General features: G+C 69.9%; 21 protein-coding genes and 1 tRNA gene. 13 read left to right on the top strand and 9 right to left on the bottom strand.

The window, feature by feature from the left end:
* Positions 1-125: 125 nt before the first annotated feature.
* Positions 126-1,172, top strand: a complete 1,047-nt coding sequence (locus H521_RS0102595) for a proline racemase family protein (RefSeq protein WP_022891474.1) — start codon at positions 126-128, stop codon at positions 1,170-1,172.
* Positions 1,169-2,092 carry an ornithine cyclodeaminase family protein gene (locus H521_RS0102590; RefSeq protein ID WP_022891473.1) on the top strand — a complete coding sequence of 308 codons (924 nt, stop codon included), beginning with the start codon at positions 1,169-1,171 and terminating at the stop codon, positions 2,090-2,092. Before H521_RS0102595 ends, H521_RS0102590 begins: the two co-directional genes overlap by 4 nt.
* Here H521_RS0102590 and H521_RS0102585 read toward each other — a convergent pair whose 3' ends face one another.
* Positions 2,093-2,458, bottom strand: coding sequence for an iron chaperone (locus H521_RS0102585; RefSeq protein WP_022891472.1), 366 nt, complete (start codon positions 2,456-2,458; stop codon positions 2,093-2,095).
* A gap of 181 nt (positions 2,459-2,639) precedes the next feature.
* Here H521_RS0102585 and H521_RS0102580 point away from each other — a divergent pair, with 181 nt between their 5' ends.
* On the top strand, positions 2,640-4,160 hold the full coding sequence (locus tag H521_RS0102580) for an APC family permease (RefSeq protein WP_022891471.1): 1,521 nt from the start codon (positions 2,640-2,642) through the stop codon (positions 4,158-4,160).
* Between the two features lie 157 nt (positions 4,161-4,317).
* Here the strand turns inward: H521_RS0102580 and H521_RS0102575 are convergent, their stop codons facing one another.
* Entirely contained in the window at positions 4,318-4,548 is a 231-nt protein-coding gene (locus H521_RS0102575; protein ID WP_022891470.1) for a hypothetical protein, read from the bottom strand.
* Between the two features lie 89 nt (positions 4,549-4,637).
* Here H521_RS0102575 and H521_RS0102570 point away from each other — a divergent pair, with 89 nt between their 5' ends.
* The gene (locus H521_RS0102570; protein ID WP_022891469.1) at positions 4,638-4,907 is read left to right on the top strand and encodes an acylphosphatase; all 270 of its coding nucleotides are present in this window, start codon (positions 4,638-4,640) and stop codon (positions 4,905-4,907) included.
* 118 nt (positions 4,908-5,025) lie between these two features.
* On the opposite strand, the gene rplA is transcribed toward H521_RS0102570, so the two are convergent.
* The 5 genes from rplA to H521_RS0102545 all read right to left on the bottom strand — a co-directional run bounded on the left by rplA (position 5,026) and on the right by H521_RS0102545 (position 7,914).
* Complete coding sequence (gene rplA / locus H521_RS0102565) at positions 5,026-5,715, bottom strand: 50S ribosomal protein L1 (RefSeq protein ID WP_022891468.1); 690 nt, start codon at positions 5,713-5,715, stop codon at positions 5,026-5,028.
* A gap of 142 nt (positions 5,716-5,857) precedes the next feature.
* Positions 5,858-6,286: a 50S ribosomal protein L11 gene (gene rplK / locus H521_RS0102560; protein ID WP_022891467.1), complete on the bottom strand. Its 429-nt coding sequence runs from the start codon at positions 6,284-6,286 to the stop codon at positions 5,858-5,860.
* A 248-nt stretch (positions 6,287-6,534) separates the two neighbouring features.
* Positions 6,535-7,461, bottom strand: a complete 927-nt coding sequence (gene nusG / locus H521_RS0102555) for a transcription termination/antitermination protein NusG (protein ID WP_022891466.1) — start codon at positions 7,459-7,461, stop codon at positions 6,535-6,537.
* Positions 7,462-7,525: 64 nt separating this feature from the next.
* Entirely contained in the window at positions 7,526-7,801 is a 276-nt protein-coding gene (secE, locus tag H521_RS0102550; RefSeq protein ID WP_026481805.1) for a preprotein translocase subunit SecE, read from the bottom strand.
* A 40-nt stretch (positions 7,802-7,841) separates the two neighbouring features.
* Positions 7,842-7,914, bottom strand: a tRNA-Trp gene (locus H521_RS0102545).
* Between the two features lie 238 nt (positions 7,915-8,152).
* Between H521_RS0102545 and dgt the strand changes: the two genes are divergently transcribed.
* On the top strand, positions 8,153-9,670 hold the full coding sequence (dgt, locus tag H521_RS21115) for a dGTP triphosphohydrolase (RefSeq protein ID WP_022891464.1): 1,518 nt from the start codon (positions 8,153-8,155) through the stop codon (positions 9,668-9,670).
* Here dgt and H521_RS21110 read toward each other — a convergent pair.
* Positions 9,598-12,663 (bottom strand): hypothetical protein, encoded by a 3,066-nt coding sequence (locus H521_RS21110; protein ID WP_022891463.1) that lies wholly within the window; start codon positions 12,661-12,663, stop codon positions 9,598-9,600. The two genes, dgt and H521_RS21110, sit on opposite strands and share 73 nt — an antisense overlap.
* Positions 12,664-12,797: 134 nt before the next feature.
* Here H521_RS21110 and H521_RS0102530 point away from each other — a divergent pair, with 134 nt between their 5' ends.
* On the top strand, positions 12,798-14,015 hold the full coding sequence (locus tag H521_RS0102530; protein WP_022891462.1) for a pyridoxal phosphate-dependent aminotransferase: 1,218 nt from the start codon (positions 12,798-12,800) through the stop codon (positions 14,013-14,015).
* A gap of 109 nt (positions 14,016-14,124) precedes the next feature.
* Here H521_RS0102530 and H521_RS0102525 read toward each other — a convergent pair whose 3' ends face one another.
* Entirely contained in the window at positions 14,125-15,036 is a 912-nt protein-coding gene (locus H521_RS0102525) for a LysR family transcriptional regulator ArgP (RefSeq protein WP_022891461.1), read from the bottom strand.
* A 78-nt stretch (positions 15,037-15,114) separates the two neighbouring features.
* Between H521_RS0102525 and H521_RS0102520 the strand changes: the two genes are divergently transcribed.
* From H521_RS0102520 to H521_RS0102490, 7 genes are all read left to right on the top strand, one after another.
* Positions 15,115-15,840 (top strand): LysE/ArgO family amino acid transporter, encoded by a 726-nt coding sequence (locus H521_RS0102520; protein ID WP_026481804.1) that lies wholly within the window; start codon positions 15,115-15,117, stop codon positions 15,838-15,840.
* Between the two features lie 104 nt (positions 15,841-15,944).
* Positions 15,945-16,850 (top strand): YciI family protein, encoded by a 906-nt coding sequence (locus tag H521_RS26630; protein WP_342663047.1) that lies wholly within the window; start codon positions 15,945-15,947, stop codon positions 16,848-16,850.
* A gap of 65 nt (positions 16,851-16,915) precedes the next feature.
* Positions 16,916-18,163 carry an RNA polymerase sigma factor gene (locus H521_RS0102510; RefSeq protein WP_245560917.1) on the top strand — a complete coding sequence of 416 codons (1,248 nt, stop codon included), beginning with the start codon at positions 16,916-16,918 and terminating at the stop codon, positions 18,161-18,163.
* Positions 18,164-18,273: 110 nt separating this feature from the next.
* Entirely contained in the window at positions 18,274-19,188 is a 915-nt protein-coding gene (locus H521_RS0102505) for an ABC transporter ATP-binding protein (RefSeq protein WP_026481802.1), read from the top strand.
* On the top strand, positions 19,185-19,994 hold the full coding sequence (locus tag H521_RS0102500) for an ABC transporter permease (protein WP_022891457.1): 810 nt from the start codon (positions 19,185-19,187) through the stop codon (positions 19,992-19,994). Before H521_RS0102505 ends, H521_RS0102500 begins: the two co-directional genes overlap by 4 nt.
* Before the next feature lie 21 nt (positions 19,995-20,015).
* Entirely contained in the window at positions 20,016-21,212 is a 1,197-nt protein-coding gene (locus H521_RS21100) for a sensor histidine kinase (RefSeq protein WP_022891456.1), read from the top strand.
* Positions 21,209-21,847: a response regulator gene (locus tag H521_RS0102490; protein WP_022891455.1), complete on the top strand. Its 639-nt coding sequence runs from the start codon at positions 21,209-21,211 to the stop codon at positions 21,845-21,847. The genes H521_RS21100 and H521_RS0102490 overlap by 4 nt, the downstream gene beginning before the upstream one ends.
* Positions 21,848-21,903: the final 56 nt, after the last annotated feature.

Raw genomic sequence — 21,903 nt, 5'->3', positions numbered from 1 at the left:
GAAGACGCGACCGGGATTCCGGTCGCGTCTTCTTCGTGCGGGAGTGGCGCGCACTCGGTTTCCGTTTGATGGGCACTGTAATGCGTGACATACCAAATGCCAACGCACCCGGCTAGGCTCGAACGATGACAACGACGCCATCGCCCCGGCGCATCCGCACCGATGACTACCACACGGCCGGCGAGCCGTTCCGCATCGTCGCCGACGGCGCCCCGGTGCCGGCGGGAGCCACCGTCGCCGAGCGACGCCTCTCCGCGATCGGCGACGACGACCCTGACGGGCTCGACGCGCTGCGCCGGCTGCTCTGCTTCGAGCCGCGCGGCCACGCCGACATGTACGGCGGCTTCATCGTGCCGCCCGACGACGACGGCGCCGACTTCGGGGTGCTCTTCTGGCACAAAGACGGCTTCTCGACGGCGTGCGGTCACGGCACGATCGCCCTCGGCGTGTGGGCCGTCGAGACCGGCAGGGTCGTCGCCGACCCCGATGGCACGACCGTCGTCACGATCGACGTGCCGTCGGGCAGGGTCACGGCGAGCGTCGAGCAGCAGGGCGGCAGCATTCGGCGGGTGACGTTCCGCAACGTCACGTCGCACGTCATCGCGCGTGGGGTTCCCGTCTCGATCGACGGCCGCGAGGTGGCCGTCGACCTCAGCTTCAGCGGCGCCATCTACGCCTCGGTGCCGGCTGCCGCGCTGGGCCTCGAGGTGACGCCCGATCACTATCCCGCGCTCATCGAGGCCGGCCGCGCCATCAAGTGGGCGCTGAACGATTCGCCGCTCGCACAGCACTCGGCCGACCCACGCCTCTCGGGCGTCTACGGCACCATCATCTTCGATGACCTCGGTCGCACCGCCGACGGGCCGCACCAGCGCAACGTCACGGTGTTCGCCGACGGCGAGGTCGACCGTTCGCCGTGCGGTTCGGGCACCGGTGCGCGCGTCGCCCTGCTCGCCGCCGACGGCACCCTCGCCGAGGGCGAGACGCTCACCCACGACTCCATCGTCGGCACCCGGTTCACGGCGCGCTTCGAGCGGGCGGATGCCTCGGGCCCGGCGAACACGACCCGCCATGTGATTCCCGAGATCACCGGCACGGCGTACCAGACCGGCGAGCACACCTTCGTGCTCGACCCACGAGACGCGCTCGGCGCCGGCTTCGTGCTGCGATGACGAGCGCGCTGCCCTGGTTCGACGCCGAGCGCGTCTTCTCGGCCGTCGGGTTCCCCGCCGCGATCGACGCCCTCGAACGAGCCCTCGCCGAAGGACACGACCCGGCCGCCGACTCCGCACGTTCGATCGTGCCGGTGCAGCACGGCCAGCTGCTGCTCATGCCGTCGGAGGTCGCGGGTTTCGCGGGCGTGAAGCTCGCGAGTGTCGCACCGGGCAATCCCGCCCATGGCCTCCCCCGAATCCAGGCGCTCTACGTCGTGCTCGATTCGGCCACGCTCACGCCGCGTGCGCTGCTCGACGGGACGGCGCTCACGACGTTGCGCACCCCAGCGCTGTCGGCGGTGGCCGCGCGCCACCTCGCGGCCGATGGGCCGGCGCGCCTGCTCGTCTTCGGCTCGGGACCGCAGGCGTGGGGCCACGTGCACGCGATCGCCGCCGTGCGCGACCTCCACGAGGTCGTCATCGCCGGCAGGTCGGCCGTTCGCGCCGAAGCGCTCGCTCGCGGGCTCCGCGACGAGGGGTTCACCGCTCGCGCCGGCAGTGCGGCCGATGTCGTGACCGCCTCAATCGTCGTGTGCGCGACGACCGCGGCGAGTCCCGTCTTCGACGGTGCCGCTGTCGACGACGATGCGCTCGTGATCGCGGTCGGATCGCACGAGCCCGGCCTGCGCGAGCTCGACGGCCGGCTCGTCGGCCGCTCGCAACTCGTGGTCGAAGACCCGGCCACGGCGCTCCGCGAGGCGGGCGACGTGATCATCGCGATTGCCGAGGGCCGCACGAGAGAAGCGCACCTCGTGCCGCTCGCGAGCATCGTGCGCGGCGAGGCATCCGTCGACCGCACGCGCCCACGGGTCTTCAAGAGCGTCGGCATGGGCTGGGAGGACCTCGTCGTCGCAGCCTCGTGCCTCGATGCCGGCTAGCTAGCCCTTGGCCGACTTCTTCTTCCCGTCGATCTCGTCGCGCCGCAGCAGGATGATGCGGTCGACGAGCGAGTCGGGCAGCGGATGCTCGGGCGTGAACCTGATCGTGCCCTTCGCCCAAGAGTAACCCCCGAGTTCGGCGGCGATCGCCTCGATGACCGGCGGGCTGTACGGGTAGAGCCCGATGTGCGTCGCCGCCTTCTTGATGCTGAGCAGCGGCGAATCGCGATAGCGCAGGGCCGGCATGCCGTAACTCACCCCCTCGACCGCCTCGGGCACGAGGGCGATCGCTCGCGCCCTGATGCGTTCGATCACGTCTCGTTCGGGCCCGTCGAGCCCCGCGATGTAGTCGCTGACTTCCCCCATGGCGGCCATGCTACGCCGAGCGGATGCCGCGGCATCCGCTGACCCCTCGAATCATGCCGAGAACTAATCATCCGGAACTATAGCTTTATGACCGGATGTCTGGCTAAGCTGGCGCGACACCACGACGGCGTGGTGTCGTCGGCGGGGGTGGCCGACGTAGCGATGACAGTGGAAGGCAGCGATGTCCGAAGATCGTAGGCCCGCAGCGAGCCTCTCCGACGGCGAGCACCTGAGCGTGCTCGGCTACGAGGATTCGTTCAACCGATCGATGAGCCTCTGGGCGAACTTCGCCCTCGGATTCACCTACCTCTCGCCCCTCGTCGGCGTGTACTCGCTCTTCGCGGTCGCCCTGTCGATCGGCGGCCCGCCGTCGATCTGGTGGATCGTCATCGTCGCCACCGGCCAGCTGCTCGTCTCGCTCGTCTTCGGCGAGGTGGTCTCGCAGTACCCGATCCACGGCGGCATCTATCCTTGGGCGAGACGCCTCTGGGGCCGCCGCTACGCGTGGATGGCCGCCTGGGTCTACATCTGGGCGATGATCGTCACGATCACGGCCGTCGCCGAGTACGGATCGGGCTTCGCCGCGAGCCTCTTCGGTCTCGAGATCACCAACGAGACGACGCTCTGGATCACCCTCGCGTTCCTCGCGATCGCGTTCGCGATCAACTTCTCGGGGACCAAGTGGCTCGCCCGCGTCGCCCGCATCGGGCTCGCCGCCGAACTCGTGGGCGTCATTGCCGTGGGACTCTACCTGCTCGTCTTCCAGCGCAAGCAGGACTTCGGCATCTTCTTCGACAGCATGGGTGTCGAGGGCGATGGCGGCTATGGCGCGGCGTTCCTCGGCGCAGCGCTCGCCGGGCTCTTCCTGTTCTACGGCTTCGAAGCGTGCGGCGACGTCGCCGAAGAGGTCGAGAACCCCGCGCGGCGCATCCCCAAGGCGATGATGATGACGATCTTCGTCGGCGGCATCTCGGCCCTGCTCGCCTTCGCGGGCTACGTGCTCGCCGCTCCCGATCTCGGCTCCATCGTCGCCGGCGAAGACGCCGACCCCATCCCCGGCATTCTCGAGGCCTCGCTCGGCGTCGTCGGGGCGAAGGTGTTCCTCGTGATCGCCGTCACTGCGTTTCTCTCGTGCGTGCTCAGCCTGCAGGCGGCCGCGAGCCGGCTGCTCTTCTCCTTCGCCCGCGACGGCATGATTCCCGGCCACCGCTGGCTCGCCCGGGTCTCGCCGAAGAGCAAGGTGCCGACGAACGCCCTCATCGTCGCGTGCACCGTGCCGGCGCTCATCTGCGTGCTGATCTGGCTCAACAACGACCTGCTCGTGCCGATCACCGCGTTCGCGGTGCTCGGCATCTACGTCGCGTTCCAGATGGTCGTGCTGGCCTCGCTTCGGCAGCGGATCAAGGGCTGGAAGCCGGCCGGTCCGTTCTCGCTCGGTCGCTGGGGCTTCGCGATCAACGCGGTCGCGCTCGCCTACGGCATCTTCGCCATGGTGCTGCTCGCGACGCCCGGCACCTCGGGCGACGTCTTCACTGACTTCGTCGTGCTGATCGGCCTCGGCGTCGTGGCGGTCACCGGGCTGCTCTACCTCTTCATCGCGCGACCCGATCGCAAGTCGGATGCCCCGTCTGGCGACGCGATCGCGGTCGCCGACGAGATCCGCCTGCGCACGGGAGCGACGCGCGTGGTCGACCGAGTCTGAAGCGCGGGGCGGGTGCGGCTGCGGCGGTCGAGCACGCACAACACGAGCATGATGAGGCACGAGACGAGGTAGAAGGTGTGCAGCGCCCAGACCGGGCCGAGCGGCAGGCTGAACACGTGGAGCGAGTACCCCAGGTTGGCGGCATGCCACGGGTTCGTCAGCCGGCGTCGGTCGCCCGGTTCCACGCCTCGGGCTTGTGGCGCCCCGAGAGCTCCGCTTCGATCTCGGCGCACACCGGCACGAGACGCTGGTACATGGCCGACGGAATGACGCCGTATTCGAAGTCGGGGCCTTCGATCGCCGCGACGATGCGCTCGAGCGTGGTGCGCCGCACGGCACCATCACCGGCCTCATCGGTCGATCCGGGGTGCTGCGGAGAGCGGGTCATTCCCCGATCATCCCAGACTCCGGCCGGTCACCCCCAGGCATTCGACTCGCGGGTTCACCGCGCCAGAGGCGGAAGCCTACGCTGGAGACATGATCCGAAGGCACGTGCTCGTGCACGGGATCGTGCAAGGCGTGGGCTTCCGCTACTCCGCGCAACGCGAGGCCGAGCGTTGCGGCCTCGTCGGGTGGGTGCGCAATCGGCCTGACGGCACGGTCGAATGCGAGATCGAGGGCGACGACGCATCCGTCGAGGCGATGCTCGGCTGGCTGGCCGCCGGGCCACCCGGCGCCGTCATCGAGCGCACGGATGTCGCGGTGACCGCTCCGCTCGGCGAAGTCGCGTTCCGCATCACCGACTGAGGCGCCGGCCCGGAGAGCGGATCGCGGTATCCAGCGAACGACGAAGGGCCCGCCGGCGAACCGGCGAGCCCTTCGTGCTGGTGCGAGACGGCGCTTGTGCGCCGTTCGACGTCAGTTGCTAGATGGCGTTGACGTCGAGCGGGATGCCGGGGCCGAACGTGGTCGACACGGCGCCCTTCTGGATGTAACGGCCCTTGGAGCTCGACGGCTTCAGGCGCACGACCTCTTCGAGGGCGGCCTTGGCGTTCTCTTCGAGCTGGTCGAGCGAGAACGATGCCTTGCCGACGACGAAGTGCACGTTGGCGTGCTTGTCGACGCGGAACTCGATCTTGCCGCCCTTGATGTCGGAGACGGCCTGGCCGACGTTCGGGGTGACGGTGCCGGTCTTCGGGTTGGGCATGAGGCCGCGCGGGCCGAGCACCTTGCCGAGACGGCCGACCTGGCCCATGAGCTCGGGGGTCGAGACCGCCGAGTCGAACGCGGTGTAGCCGCCGGCGACCTTCTCGATGAGCTCGGCGCCGCCGACCTCGTCGGCGCCGGCCGCGATCGCAGCCTCGGCCGCGGGGCCCGTTGCGAAGACGATGACGCGGGCGGTCTTGCCGGTGCCGTGCGGGAGGATGACGGTGCCGCGCACCATCTGGTCGGCCTTACGCGGGTCGACGCCGAGCTTCAGCGCGACCTCGATGGTCGAGTCGAACTTGACCGAGCCGGTCTCCTTCGCGATGGCCACGGCCTCGCTGGGGGTGTAGAACTTGCCGTCTTCGATCTTCTCGGCCGCGGCGCGGTAGGCCTTGGACTTCTGTGCCATGTTGTTCTCCTTGAGAGAGTGTGGTCATCTGCGCCTGGCGGGCGCTGCCACGGATGCTGAGTTCTGGTGAGCGGATGCCGCGTGGCATCCGCCGGTCTCGGGTCTCGATGCGCTTCGCGCCACTCGACCGACGAGACGAGGCCTATTCGACCGTGATGCCCATCGAGCGAGCGGTGCCGGCGATGATCTTCGACGCGGCGTCGAGGTCGTTGGCGTTGAGGTCGACCATCTTCGACTCGGCGATCTCGCGCACCTGTGCCTGGGTCAGCTTGCCGACCTTGGTGGTGTGGGGAACGCCGGAACCCTTGGCGACGCCGGCAGCCTTCTTGATGAGCTCGGCGGCGGGCGGGGTCTTCAGGATGAAGGTGAACGAACGGTCTTCGTAGACCGTGATCTCAACGGGGATGACGTTGCCGCGCTGGGCTTCGGTCGCTGCGTTGTAGGCCTTGCAGAACTCCATGATGTTCACGCCGTGCTGACCCAGGGCCGGGCCGATGGGCGGGGCCGGGTTCGCGGCGCCGGCCTTGATCTGAAGCTTGATCAGACCGGTGACCTTCTTCTTCGGTGCCATGATTTCTCTCTTTCTGTTCGAACGCCCCGGTTGCCGGGGCACTCTCCCGCAACCCGGCCGTTCCGGGATGCGGTGATCTGTGCGGCTGCGCGCGAGCGCACAACCTATCTATGGTAACGGATATTCGCCGGTCGAGTAGCGAAGCGTATCGAGACCTCGTGAGCGGGTCTCGATACGGCGCTGGCGCGCCTACTCGACCTTGCCCCGAGCCGCATCAACGCCGCTTCGCGACATTGATCCGGCTCGCGTCAAAGCTTGGTGACCTGGTCGAAGCTGAGCTCGACCGGGGTCTCGCGCTCGAAGAGCGAGACGAGCACGGTGAGCTTGCCGCTCTCGGGCTTGATCTCGCTGATCGTGCCGGGCAGGCCCGCGAACGAGCCGTCTTTGATCGTGATGGTCTCGCCGACCTCGAAGTCGACCTCGGCGGGAATCGCGCGAGTGGCACCGGCGACGGCGCCGCCCTTCGCACCCTTGACGGGCGCGACATCCTTGATCTCGACGAGGCTCTTCAGCATGCCGAAGGCCTCTTCGAAGCGAAGGGGGGTCGGGTTGTGCGCGTTGCCGACGAAGCCGGTGACCCCGGGAGTGTGGCGGATGACCGACCAGCTCTCCTCGTTGAGGTCCATGCGCACGAGCACGTAGCCGGGGATGCGGACGCGCGTGACCATCTTGCGCTGGCCGTTCTTGATCTCGACGACATCTTCCATCGGCACTTCGACCTGGTAGATGTAGTCGGCCATCGCCATCGACTCACGTCGCTGCTCGATGTTCGCCTTCACGCGACGCTCGAAGCCCGCGTAGGAGTGGATGACGTACCACTTGCCGGGAAGGAAGCGCAGCTCGGCACGGAACTCCGCGTACGGGTCGGCCTGCTCCTCTTCTTCTTCGATGACGGCTTCTGCAGCGGCCTCTGCCTCTTCGGCGGAGTCGATGTCGAGTGCGTCGTCGATCACGGCGTCGGCCTCGGGGTCACTCGACTCGGCCATGGCGTCGAGCACGGCGTCGAGATCGACATCGTTGCCCTCGTCATCGACCACGTGCACGGCACGGTGCTCGGCCGGCTCGACCGATTCCTCTGCCTGCTCGAGCGTGCTGCCCGTCTGCGCCTCGTCGTCTTCAGCCGACTGCTCAGCGGCCGTGGCCCAGTCGACGTCGTCGCGCTCAGTCCTTGACACTTCTCTCAATCCTTTTCTCCGGTGCGCCAGCGGCGAACCGGATCCGTCGAACCCGAAGGCCCGATCAGACCCCCGGTGTTCCGAAGACGTACAGCACGACCCAGCCGAACACCTGGTCGAACGCCCACACGATCGCCATCATGATGACGACGAACACGAGCACCACAGTCGTGAAACTGAGGAGCTCCTTGCGGGTCGGCGTGACCACCTTCTTGAGTTCGGCGATGACCTGCCTGATGAACAGGGCCACGCGCGAAAAGGGATTCCGACGCGCTGCGCGATCGCGCTTCGCATTGGCGACGACGTCTTCACTCGGCTCGTCGATTACTTTTCGTGCCACCTCGTACACCTTTCGTGGGCCGGCAATCGCTGCCGGCTCGCAGGGCGGACAGGACTCGAACCTGCAACCTGCGGTTTTGGAGACCGCTGCTCTACCAATTGAGCCACCGCCCTATGGAAACGACCGGCTGACCGGACTGTTCCACCGATTGTCGAAGCACCCGGATCCACTGCGTTCTTCGCGAGAAAAAGCCCGAAAATAGGCGCAGAGAATCTTGGTTGACTTCAACAACCTCACCAAGTGTATGCGACGCCGAAGGCAGAGTAAAGCCGAGCGGATGCCGCCTCGGGCACGACCCCCTCAGCACCCCGCGATGCGCGCCAATGCACCGATCGGCCTAGATTGGGAGTCATGCCCATCGATCGCGCATCGCGTCTCGTTCCGGAGCCGCGCAGCAGCGCGGAGGTCACCGGGGAGCACTCGCAATTCCGGCTCGATCTCGAACGCATCCGGTTCTCGCCCTACTTCTCGCGCCTCTCGGCCGTCACCCAGGTCATCGCCCAGCCCGGTGCCGGGCCGCTCATCCACAATCGGCTGACGCACTCCATCAAGGTGACGGCCGTGGCGCGTGCGATCGCGGTCAAGCTGACGGATGCCGCGGCACCGACCCGCGCGTTCGCCCTCGAGCACGGCTGCGACGCCGTCGTCGTGCAGGCCGCAGCGAGCGCGCACGACCTCGGCCACCCGCCGTTCGGGCATCTCGGCGAACGCGTGCTCGATCGGCTCGCCCGCGAAACCCTCGGCCTCGTCGACGGCTTCGAGGGCAACGCGCAGAGCTACCGGATCCTCACCGCGCTCGACGTCAGCGAAGCCGCGCCACGCGGGCTCAACCTCACGGCAGCGGTGCGTACCGCTGTCGCCAAGTATCCGTGGACGCGCTTCGTCGACGACGCGGCCTTCGACGACGGCCCGCTCCCGCGTGGGCTCCGTCGCACGACGCGAGGGGTCGAGGCGCTGAAGTTCTCGGCCTACGGCATCGACGCCATCGATCTCGGCCAGGCTCGCTCCGGTCAGCCGCCGATGCAGCAATCGCTCGAGTGCTCGATCATGGACATCGCCGACGACATCGCATACTCGATCCACGACGTCGACGACTTCTACCGCGCGGGCGTGCTCAGCCAGGGCGCCGTGGCACGGGAGTTCCGCGGCTGGATGGCCTCGGGGGCAGAGCTCCGCGAACTCGACGACGAGGCCCTCGCCGCACGAGCCGCCCCGCCCGGCAGTGCGCTCGAGGGTCTGCGTCGAAAGATGCAGCGCAGCGATGCCTGGATCGCTGACGACGACGCGTTCGCCGATGCAGTGCACGTCGTGGCCGACGACCTCGTCGATGGCCTGCTCGCCAGCTCGTTCGACGGCTCGATCGCGTCGGAGCGCGCGCTCTCGTCGTTCACCAACCGCTGGATCAGCCACTTGCAGTCATCGGTCGTGCCCGCGCCCGCCGATGTCGTGCGCTCGGGCCTCGTGACACTCGATCGCCGCGCCTGGCACGAGGTCGAGATCCTGAAGTTCGTGCACCGGCATTTCATCCTCGACCGGGCCGACATCGTGATGTACCAGCGCGGCCTCAGCCGGGTGCTGGCGCGAGCCGTCAAGGGCCTCAGCGCCTGGGCGACCGACGACCACGATCGCGAGCGAGTGCCGCAGCGCCTCAAGGAGCTCGTCGAGATCGCGACCGACGGTTACCTCCGGCTTCGCGAGGCGCGCCCCGACGGCGTCCTGCTGCCCGACCCGGGCGACGTACGCCGGCTCGGGGTCGGTCGCGGCGTGATCGACTACGTCGCCTCGCTCTCCGACGATCAGGCGCTCGCGGTGTCCGAGGCGCTCGACGGCCGCCCCGACAAGCTGTGGGACATCGGCCAGAACCTCTGAGCCAGCGCGATGCAGATCGCACCCACCGCGACGATCACGCCACCTGCGATCGCGACCCACCATGCCGTGTCGGTCGGGATGTCGAGGTAGACGCTGATGCCGAGGATGCGCGAGAGACCCCAGGGCAAGAGCGCCATCTCGTCGTTCCACCGGGTGAGCGCCGCCTCGAGACCGATCAGGCCGATCAGCGAGCCGAACACCGCGAGCACGGCGCCGACGCCGGCGACGACCGCACCGGTCGCCCAGAGCTTTCCTCGCTCGACGGCGATCGCCCACGCGGCGGCGACCACGACCCACCCGAATGCGGCGAACGCGAGGGCGATGTACACCGAACGGCCGAGCGGATTCGTCCAGAACCCGAACCAGTAGCCGCCCGGGCCGGTCGGCGCGAGCACGACGAGCAACAGCGCCACGCGGAGCACCGCGGCTCCCCCGATCGCCGCGATCACCGGCCACGCCGAACGTCGGCCGAGGGCGAGCCAGAGCACGCCGACGAACACCGCCCAACCGCCGAGGGTCACAAGCAGGTGCGACGGTGCCAGGAACCAGGTCTGGATGCCTCGGCTCGCCACGAGGAACGCCGCGGGCACGGCCACGAGCAACACACGGTCGAGGCCACCGAGACCGTCGACGACCTCGCGGGCGCGCCACGGCCTGGTGCCTGCCACCCAGAGGGCACGTGCGGCGCGGGCGCCGGGCCATCGCTCCCTGGCGTAGCCGGCGGCGATGCCGTAGCCCATCCACGCGGCGAGCAGCACGAGCGCGATCCTGGCCGCCCACGCCATGGGCAGGTCGCGCACGGCTCGCTCGACGCCGAGCTCCGCCGCCGTGAGGTTGTACGCGGGCAGGTACGGGTCGCCCTCGTAGGCGGCCTCGTGAGCGGCAGCGGATGCCTCGAACGCCCGCCGCGCGGCATCCCACTGTTCATGGGCCGCCGGGTCGCCGGTGTCGTGCCATTCAGCCTGCCGGAGGAACATCTCGCGGTAGTCACCGAGCATCGCGTAGGTGTTGGCCTGGTAGTCGAGGGTGTCGAGGAACGCCGTGCGCAGTGCGGGATCGCGCCAGCTCGCGGCATCCGTCGCCTCGATCGCCGACTGCATGCGCTCGACCGCGGCGATCGCGCGGTCGCCGCCCGCGATCGCCTCGTCGAGCTCGTCGCGGCTGATCTCGTAGATCACGTTCAGTACGGCGCTGTCGCCGGTGAGGATGTCCCACTCGAAGATCCACATCATGGGCGGCGGCTCGAGGCCGATCGCGAAGACCCGGCGGTCGGCGAACGGGCCGATGTAGAGCCCGTCGGTGATGGCCTCGCGCGACTGCGCCATCGCCTCGCCGATCGCCTGCACGGTGGCCGGGTCGCCGGAGAACCAGCGCCGCGCCCAGTCGGCGGTGATCGCGGCGGGATCGGCCCCGGGATCGCGCGCGAGCCGCACGGCGAGCTCGGTGTTGAGTTCGTAGAGCTGCCAGAAGCCGGCCTTCAGCTCGAGCGAGAGCGGGCCCGCGCGCCACGGGCCGCCGTCCTGTGTCCAGGTCCAGATGCCCTCGACGTGCGGGTTCACCTCGATGAAGCGCTGCAGGGCTTCCTGGTAGAGCATGCCGAGGTCGTTCGGGAAGGCGCCGAAGTTCTCGAACTCGCGCCGGCTCTGGAACTCGACGATGCGCCGCTGCTCGCCGATCTCGAGGGTGTGGTTCAGCGGCAGGTGGCTGTAGAAGTCGCCGAGCGTGTACTTCGTCGAGACGATGAGCGCGTCGGAGTCGATGCCGCCGAGCACCGCCTCGTACGAGTGGTCGTTCGTGTGCATGTCGCCGACGGCGCCGACGCCGACGCTCCACGAGCGGAAGATCACCTCGCGGTCGGTGCGCTCGGCCTGCGCGGTGAACGCCTCGAGCATGGCTCGCACGGAACCGACCGTCGTGACGGCGAGCTTCGAGTAGTAGTCCCAGCCGGGCAGGTCGTAGACGCGACCCGCCTCGCCGATGCGGATGAGCACGCCGTCGAGATACGGCATCTCGGCGTACAGCTCGTCGAGACCGGCGGCGTACACGTCCCAGAACGCCGGGTCCTCGGTCGCGAGGCCGCCGAAGCGGTCGACGAGGTACTCCTCGAGCGGCGTCGTGAGGGTGAGCATGTCGGTGCGGAAGTAGACGTCGAGGCCGGCGTCGTGCGCGTACTCCCACATCGGGCCGAAGGCATCGCGCATCGCCTGCGCGCGGGCGATGTGCGAGTCGTCGGCGTCGTAGACCTCGGTGCCGTCGCCGACGCCCGAGAACGTGAGGTACTCGACGAAGCCGGCAATGGCGATGGCGTTGTAGCCCTCGGCGAGCGCGTGGCGCACGTACGTCTCGAAGTCGGTGCGGGCGGCCGCGAGGGCCGTCTCATCGATGTACGGGGCGTCGGCGAGGATGACGTCGGCGAAGGCCTTCGAGTTGTGCGAATAGTCGTCGCCGGCGATCCACTCCGATTCGTCGACCGTGACGCCGACGGCGCCGAGGTCGACCATTCGGAACCCGAGCCGCGAGTCGACGGTATCGCCGAGGCGTTCGTTCACCGAGCGGCGGTCGCGCACGGCTGCGGCGAGATCGTAGACGCCGAGCACGGCGCCGGCTTCGGATGCCGCGACCACGCGCAGGGCGTCGGGAGTGCCCTCGATGCGGTAGGACTCGTCGATGTCGCCCTCGCCTGCGTTCGCGCCCTCGACGATGACGACGTCGAGTGTCGCCGAGCCCACGGTCGCCTCGGCATCGACGACAGCGTCGCGCAGCTCGTCGACCGCGAGCTCCATGCGGAACGAGGCCGGTGCGGTGATCGCCGTGAAGTCGGGCGGGAGGATCGGCGCCGTCTCGGGCGAGGCCGCGAGCACCTCGGCCGGGATGTCCGACGGTTCGCTGCGGATGCCGAGCTCGTCGGCGAGCACCACCGCGACGCCGGCGCCGAGCGCCACGAGCACCGTGAGCGCGACACCGGCGAGGAGACCCCGTCGGGTTCGCGCCATCACGTGGGCAGCGTAGCAAGAGTGGGACGCGCGTCCCAGAGAAATCTCGAGCCGGACGGATCGCCCGTGGTTCGTGTCGATTCGGGTCATCCGCCCCCTGTCACACGGCATGGCACACGCCGTAGGCTGGTCGCGTGACCGAGAAGCCCCGCCTTTCCGCCCGAATCGCCGCCATCGCCGAGTCCGCGACCCTGAAGGTCGATGCCAAGGCGAAGGCCCTGCAGGCCGAGGGTCGCCCGGTCATCTCGTACGCGGCGGGCGAGCCCGATTTCGCGACGCCCGACTACATCGTCGAGGCGGCGCTCGCGGCCACGCACGACCCGAAGAACTACCGCTACACGCCCGCTGCCGGCTTGCCCGAGCTGCGCGAGGCCGTGGCGGCGAAGACGTTGCGCGACTCGGGGCTCGAGGTCTCGCCCGGCCATGTCGTCGTCACCAACGGCGGCAAGCAGGCCGTCTACCAGGCGTTCCAGACGCTGCTCGACCCGGGCGACGAGGTGCTCGTGCCCGCGCCGTACTGGACCACGTATCCCGAGGCGATCAAGCTCGCCGGTGGGCGCCAGGTCGACGTCTTCGCCGGCGCCGAGCAGGGCTACCTCGTCACCGTCGAGCAGCTCGAGGCCGCCCGCACCGACCGCACGAAGGTGCTGCTCTTCGTCTCGCCGTCGAACCCCACAGGCGCGCTCTACTCGGCCGAGCAGGTGCAGGCCATCGGCGAGTGGGCGCTCGAGCACGACATCTGGGTCGTGGCCGACGAGATCTACCAGAACCTCACCTACGCCGACGAGGCCGACGGGGTGCCGCCGCGCTCGGTCTCCATCGTCGAGGCGGTGCCGGGGCTCGCGAACCAGACGATCCTCGTCAACGGCGTCGCGAAGACCTATGCGATGACCGGCTGGCGCCTCGGCTGGATGGTCGGTCCCGCCGACGTCATCAAGGGCGCCGCGAACCTGCAGTCGCACCTGTCGTCGAACGTCTCGAACATCTCGCAGCGCGCCGCCATCGCCGCACTCAACGGCCCGCAAGACGCCGTCGAAGAGATGCGCCGGGCCTTCGATCGCCGACGCCGCACGATCGTCGCCGAGCTCTCGAAGATCGACGGCATGACCGTGCCGGTGCCGCAGGGCGCGTTCTACGTGTACCCGGATGTCTCGGGACTGCTCGGCCGCGAATGGGGCGGTGTCACGCCGACAACCTCGCTCGAGCTCGCCGACCTGATCCTCGATCAGGCCGAGGTCGCGGCCGTGCCCGGTGAGGCCTTCGGCCCCTCGGGCTACCTGCGCCTGAGCTACGCGCTCGGCGACGCCCCCCTGCTCGAGGGCGTGCAGCGCCTGCAGCGCCTCTTCGCGTGACCTGACGCCGCTGCATCCGGTCTGCGAGTCGGCGGATGATCCGCACGACGCGCCGCCGGCCTGCGGCGCGTCGTCTCATATTTCCGCCGACTCGCAGCATGCGCGGGCCTCAGGGCCGCGCGAGGGCGATGCGCGCCTCGGCGGCGAGTTCGTCGGCGACGGCCGTGAGGAGGGTCGATCGCAGGTTCCACTGCTGCCAGTAGAGCGGCACGTCGATCGGTGCGCCGCCGAGCCGCACGAGCGAACCCGCGGCGAGCTCGTCGACCGACTGGAACGCCGGCAGCATGCCCCAGCCCAGGCCGAGCTTGACCGCGTTCGCGAAATCGCTCGACGCGGGAACGTAGTGCCGGGGCGGCGCATCGGGGTCGACCTCCGCGGCCGCGAGGTATTCGCGCTGCAGATCGTCGCGGCGATCGAAGTCGACGAGCGGCGCGGCGGCGAGCGCGGCAGCCATCTCGTCGGACCCAGCGCGACGCCGATCGAGCGACCACCGCGCCGCGAACGCGGGCGTCGCCACGGCTTCGTAGCGCATGACGCCGAGTGCGGTCACGAGGCATCCGGCCACCGGCGTCGACTGCGAGGTGACGGCGCCCATCACGGTGCCCGACTCGAGCAGCCCGGCGGTGAAGTCCTGATCGTCGCGGTGCAGGTCGAAGACCACCGGGAATCGCTCCGCCACGCGGGCGAGCGCCGGCAGGAACCACGTCGCGAGTGAATCGGCGTTGACCGCGAGCGGCATCGAGACCGGCCGGGCGGATGCCTCGTCGAGCCCGAACTCGGCGAGCGCATCGTGCTCGAGCAGGGCGAGCTGGCGGGCGAGCCGCACGATGGGTGCACCGGCATCGGTGGCGCGAGTGGGCTTCGAGCGCACGACGAGCACGCGGCCGAGCTGCTGCTCGAGCGTCTTCACGCGCTGCGAGACCGCCGACGGCGTGATGCGCAGGCGTCGGGCGGCCGCGTCGAAGGTGCCCTCGTCGATGACGGCGGCGAGGGTTCGGGCGAGGTCGAGCGGAATCTCCATCTGAAGCAATGCTAATGGCGCTGCAGAAACCTGAGCTGGATTGATGATGCCGCGACCCGTACCGTCGATCCCGTGCTCATCTCCACCGCCCTCGCCGGCCTCGGCCTCGGCCTCTCGCTCATCATCGCGATCGGCGCGCAGAACGTCTTCGTGCTGCGTCAGGGAATCCGACGCGAACACGTGTTCGTCGTGGCCGCGATCTGCGCGCTGAGCGACCTCGCGCTGATCATGGTCGGCGTCTCGGGCATCGGCGCCGTACTCACGGCGGTGCCCTGGCTCGTCGAGGTGATCCGCTGGGCGGGCGCCGCGTTCCTCGTCACCTACGGCGTGCTCGCCGCCCGGCGCGCCCTGCGGCCGAGCGGTGAAGCGCTCGTCGCCGACGGGGAGGCCGGAGACGCATCCGAGACGACGGATGCCCCGTGGCGGGAGGACGCCCGGGTCGGGACACCCGCGGCGCCCCCTCGCCCCGGGGCATCCGCTTCGTCGACGGCGACGCTCACGCGACGCACCACCGGCACCCTGGCGACCGCAGTGCTGACCTGCCTTGCCCTCACCTGGCTGAACCCGCACGTCTACCTCGACACGGTGTTCCTGCTCGGCTCGGTCGCCAACACGCACGGCGAACTGCGCTGGGTGTTCGCGGCCGGCGCCGGGCTCGCGAGCCTCCTCTGGTTCTTCGGGCTCGCCTACGGAGCGCGGCTGCTCGGCGGGGTGCTCGCCAGCCCTCGGGCGTGGCGCGTGCTCGACGGCGTGATCGCGGTCGTGATGGTCGTGCTCGGCGTGCTGCTCGTGCTGCCGCACTGACGCAGCCCACGCAACCCGATCTCACCGATCACGGCACAAGTGTCGAGAACGGCTGTCGCCGTTCGTCGTACTTGCGTAGCGTGACCGAGAGAGAGGATTCCACCATGGAATACGCACTGTTCTACGCCGAGGGCGACGAGCCCATCGCCTACGTTCCCGCGCAAGACGACATCGGCGACTGGGTCGACGATCTCGGGCGTCGAGGCGCGTCCGAGTACGGCGAGCGTCTGCGGCCAGACCACGACGCCACGACCGTACGGGTGCGCGACGGGCGACTGCTCGTCACCGACGGGCCCTTCACCGAGTCGAAGGAATCGATCGGCGGATTCGACATCATCGACGTCGCCGACCTCGACGAGGCGATCGAGATCGCGTCGCGGCATCCCGCGGCCGCCTTCGGGCGAGTGGAGGTGCGCCCCTTCATGCGGTGGCCCGACGCCGACCCCGCGGCGCGCGTCGTCCCGGCCGACTTCCTCGAGCGCACGGCGAGCGGCCGCCGCTACCTCATGCTCGTCGTGGCCGAGTCGAGTGAGCGACGCGCCGTGATCGGCGACGACGGCGGCAGCGAGGCGGCAACGGCCGAAGATGCAGCGGCAGCGGCAGCGGCTCCGGCCGAAGCCGCCGCGAGCGACGATCCGGACGCCTGGGTCACCGAGATGGACGCCCGCGGCACCCGTCTCTTCGGCGAGGTGCTGCACGGCCCGGACGACGCGACGTTCGTGAGCCGGCGGCAAGGCGAGTTACTGGTGAGCGACGGCCCGTTCGCCGAGTCGAAGGAGTGGATCGCGGGCTTCGACCTGCTCGAGGTGCGCGACCTCGCCGAGGCGATCGAAGTCGCGTCGAAGCATCCGATGGCCAGCGGCGGCATCCTCGAGCTGCGTCCGCTCTGGCCGTTCGACGTGCACGACGACCACACCGCCCGCGCCCGGAGGGAGGCAGACGAGCGTGGAGTGCGGCTCGAGCCGCCCGCCGCCGAGGCGCTCGACGCGGCCATCGGAGCGGCCCTCTGAATCGCGAACGGGCGGCGGTCGGCTTCGCCCTTCATTCCGCGTTCGAGACGGAGTGGGCGCGGGTCGTGGCAACGCTCATCCGCACGACCGGTGACTGGGATGTCGCGGAGGAGGCGACCTCGGGGGCGTTCGAGCGCGCGGCAGCCACGTGGCCACGCGATGGCGTGCCGTCGAATCCGGGCGCGTGGCTGACGACCGCCGCACGCAACCTCGCGCTCGACCGGCTGCGCCGTCGCGCCGTCGAGTCGGGAAAGGTCAGGGAGTGGATGTCGGAGGAAGCACTGGCCGGCCGCATCGGTGGACCGCCGGACCCGGCCGAGATCGCGGCCGCCCACCAGGAGCTCGAGTGGGACGACCGCCTTCGCCTCATCTTCACGTGCGCCCACCCCGCCCTGACGATCGAGTCGCGAGTCGCGCTCACCCTTCGCACGGTGGGCGGGCTCGAGACGAGCGAGATCGCACGCGCGTTCTTCGTGGCCGAGTCGACGATGGCGCAGCGCATCGTGCGCGCGAAGCGCAAGATCCAGCACGCGGGCATTCCGTACCGCGTGCCGCTGCCCGAGGCGCTCCCCGCCCGGATCGACGGAGTGCTCGCGGTGCTCTACCTGATCGCCAATGAGGGCTACGTCGCCTCTTCGGGCGATCGCCTGCAGCGAGTCGATCTCGCCCTCGAAGCGATCAGCTTGGTGCGACTCGTCGTCGACCTGCTTCCCGACACCGCCGAACCCCGGTCCCTGCTCGCGCTCATGCTCATGCAGCACGCACGGGCGGGGTCGCGCGTGGATGCCGACGGCGAGCTCGTGCCCCTCGAAGAGCAGGACCGCGACCGCTGGGATCGAGCACTCATCACCGAAGGGCTCGCGCTGCTCGACCCGATTCCTGCGGTGGATCGCGGCCCCTATCGGGTACAGGCCGAGATCCAGGCCGTGCACGTTCGCGCGGAGGCGGCAGAGGCGACCGACTGGGCGGCGATCGTGCACCGCTACGACGAACTGATGGCGATCACCGAGGGCGCATCTCCGTTCGTCGAACTCGCCCGCGCGATCGCGATCGGCATGGCGACCGACGCCGACGCCGGCCTTGCGGCACTCGCGGCGCTCGAGTCATCCGCTCGCTTGTCCGGATACCACCTGCTGCCGGCGTCGCAGGCCGACTTCCTGCGCCGGTCCGGCAGAGCGGAGCCGGCCGCCGCCCGGTACCGCGAGGCGATCGCCCTCGCGCCGACGGCACCTGAACGACGCTTCCTCGAGCGGCGCCTCGCCGAGGTCGAGCGTTCGGCCGCGCCTCGGCCCGATCCCGGTACACCCGGCTAGCCACGAGCGGGCCCGCCCCGGGCGGTCCGCACACATCCACCGATCGGTGGATGGGCGAATCGAACCGTCGGGGGCTGTCGGTCGCCGGCCCGCCGCGAGAGGCTTCCGGTATGGACATGACACGCATGGATGCCGCGGTGCGGATCCGCGGCCTCCGCAAGGACTACGCCGGGGTCGCCGCCGTCGACGGCATCGATCTCGACATCGCGCACGGCGAGACCTTCGCCCTGCTCGGCCCGAACGGGGCGGGCAAGTCGACGACGGTCGAGATCCTCGAGGGCTACCGTCTGCGCACCGCCGGCGAGGTGAGCGTGCTCGGCGTCGACCCCGCGCGCGGCGGCCTCGACTGGAAGGCCCGCATCGGCATCGTGCTGCAGTCGAGCGGCGAGTCGGGGCAGTTCACGGTGCGCGAGCAGCTGCGGCAGTTCGCCGGCTACTACCCGAGGCCGCGCGACGTCGATGAGGTGATCGCCGCGGTCGGTCTCGAACGGCAGGCCGGTACCCGCATCGCGAAGCTCTCGGGCGGCCAGCGCCGACGCGTGGACGTCGCGCTCGGCATCGTCGGCCGGCCCGAGCTGCTCTTCCTCGACGAGCCGACCACGGGTTTCGACCCCGAGGCGCGGCGCGAGTTCTGGGCGCTCATCCGACGCCTCAAGGCCGAGGGCACCACCATCCTGCTCACGACGCACTACCTCGACGAGGCGGCGCAGCTCGGCGATCGGGCCGGCGTCATCATCGACGGGCGTCTCGTCGATGTCGGCCCCGTCGCCACCCTCGGCGGCGAAGAGGCACGGGTGCCGATCGTGCGCTGGCGCACCGGGGACGGCACCCAGCGCGAGGTTCGCACCGAGCGACCGGCCGAGCTCGTGGCATCCCTTCGGCAGGCTCCAGAAACGGTGGACACCGGCGGCGAGCCCGTGGGGCTCGAGGTCATCCGCCCGAGCCTCGAAGACATCTACCTGCAACTCGTGCACGCCGCGAGCGCCGGCGCAGCCGCACACGACGACGAGGAGGCGCTCGCATGAGCACCGGCATCATGACCATCGGCACCGCCCGCGTCGGCTACGAGACCAAGGGCTACTTCCGCTCGCTCGATGCGGTCTTCTTCACGTTCCTGTTTCCGCTCATCATGCTCGGCATCTTCACCGCCGCGTTCAGCTCTGCGGGCGAGATCGGCCCGCCCGGCGCTGAGATCAGCGTGGGCGCCTACTACCTGCCCGGCATGCTCGCCGCGGGCGTGCTGCTCTCGGGGGTGCAGAACCTCGCCGTCGACATCGCGACCGAGAAGAGCGACGGCACACTGAAGCGCCTCGGCGGCACGCCGCTGTCGCCAGTGTCGTACTTCCTCGGCAAGATCGGCCAGGTCTTCGTCACGGGCGCACTGCAGGCGGCGCTCCTGCTGCTCGCGGCGGCGACCGTGTTCGGCATCGCGTTGCCCACCGACCTCGAGTCGTGGCTCACCTTCGCGTGGGTCTTCGTGCTCGGGCTGACGGCGTCGGCACTGCTCGGCATCGCACTGTCGGCCTTGCCGCGCAGCGGCAAGTCGGCGACCGCCGTCGTCATTCCCATCGTGCTCGTGCTGCAGTTCATCTCGGGTGTCTACCTGCAGTTCGACAGGCTGCCCGAATGGATGCAGAACATCGCGAGCCTGTTCCCGCTGAAGTGGATGGCGCAGGGCATGCGCGCGGCGTTCCTGCCCGACGAGTTCGCGGCGAGCGAGATGAACGGCGCGTGGGAGCTCGGCTGGGTCGCCGTCGCACTGCTCGCCTGGCTCGTCGTCGGCCTCATCGTGAGCCGGGTCACCTTTCGCTGGATCCGCCGCGACGCCTAGGCGGCGTGCGACACTCGCAGCATGGTGAACAGGCGATGGTGGGATGTCGCGGCGGTCGCGGTGACCGCCGTGACCGTGATCCTCACCGTCATCGAGCCGCCGTACGGCCCGAACGACTGGGGCGCGTGGGCCACGGCCACGGCGTTCCTTGCCGTGTACTTCGGCTACCTGCGCGGCCGCATCGGCAGTGAGGATGCCGGCCACCATCTCGTGGGTGCCGCCGTGCTCGCCGTGCTGCTCGGGGTGGGCACCGCCTTCGATGCCTCCTTCGCGACGATGCAGACGTTCGCCTACCCGTACATCTGGGTCACCGCGCCGTCGACGAAGCGGGCGATCGTCGTCAACGTCGGCATGGCCCTCGCCGTCTCCGTCGGCTACGCGATGCACTTCGCCGACGACCCGGGCACGGGCATCGTCGCCGGCATCAGCGTCGGCACCCTGTCGCTCGCCTTCAGCCTCGCGCTCGGCCTGTGGATCACCCACATCGCCGGCATCGGCGAAGAGCGGGCACGGCTCTTCGACGAGCTCCAGGCGGCGCAGGGGCAACTCGCCGCGATGCACCGCGACGCCGGCGTCGTCGACGAGCGCGCCCGGCTCGCCCGTGAGATCCACGACACCATCGCGCAGAGCCTCACCGGCCTCGTCATGGTCGCGCAGCGCACGGGCACGCGGCTCGCGCCGGTCGACGGCGAGGCCGCGGCATCCGCTCGCGCCGACGTCGAGCTCATCGAGCAGATGGCGCGCGAGGCCCTGACCGAGGCCCGCGGCCTCGTGGCGTCGTTGGCGCCAGTCGAGCCGGGCGCCGGCCTCGGCGACGCACTCGGCCGACTGGCGGCGAACTTCGAGCGCGAGACCGGCGTCGTGGTCACGGCGACGACGGATGCCGCGGGCCTCAGCCGCGAGCACGAGGTCGTGCTCCTGCGCTCGGCGCAAGAGGGGCTCGCGAACGTGCGCAAGCACGCCCGGGCGGCGCACGCCAGTGTGACCGTCGAGGCGCGCGACGGCGAGATCGTGCTGACCGTCGCCGACGACGGCGTCGGTCCGGGCACGGCAGCACCCGGCGAGTCCGGCTTCGGCCTCGCCGGCATCCGCGACCGCGCCGCACTCGTCGGCGGCACGTTCTCGATCGAGCCCGGACCCACCGGCGGCACCGTGCTGCGCGTCGGCATCCCCCGCCCAGCAAGCGAATCGTCCCCCACCATCGAGGAGACCCCGTGACCGCCACGATCCGCATCGTCGTTGCCGACGACCACCCCATCGTGCGCGCCGGCATCGTCGGCCTGCTCGAAGCGGAGCCGGGGCTCGAGGTCGTCGGTGAGGCCGCCGACGGTGCAGAGGCCGTCGCCGTCGCGGCATCCGAACGCCCCGACCTCGTGCTGATGGACCTGCGGATGCCGCGGCTCGACGGCGCCGGTGCGACCGCCCGAATCGTCGCCGAGACACCGGGCACCCGGGTACTCGTGCTCACGACGTACGAGACCGACGATCACATCCTCGCCGCGATCGAGGCGGGGGCGAGCGGCTACCTGCTGAAGGCGGCGCCGCAGGCCGAGATCGTGGCGGGCATCCGTGCGGTCGCTGCCGGTGAGACCGTGCTCGCGCCGTCGATCGCGGCGAAGCTCGTCTCGAGGGTGCGTGCCGAGGCGGCATCCGTCGCTCCGCCGTCGCTCTCGCCGCGCGAGCTCGAGGTGCTGCGACTCGTGGCCGAGGGCCGCTCGAACCCCGAGATCGCCCGCGCGCTCTTCATCGGCGAGGCGACCGTGAAGACGCACCTGCTGCACGTGTTCGAGAAGCTCGAGGTGAACGACCGCACGCGCGCCGTCACCCGAGCGATGGAACTCGGCCTCATCTGACCGATCACTCAGCCGACACAGCACAGGCTCAGCGCGAGCGGCCTACGCTGGAACGG

The organism is Agromyces subbeticus DSM 16689 (assembly GCF_000421565.1).
Classification (GTDB): domain Bacteria; phylum Actinomycetota; class Actinomycetes; order Actinomycetales; family Microbacteriaceae; genus Agromyces; species Agromyces subbeticus.
This window is presented reverse-complemented; position numbering and strand designations above follow the sequence as displayed.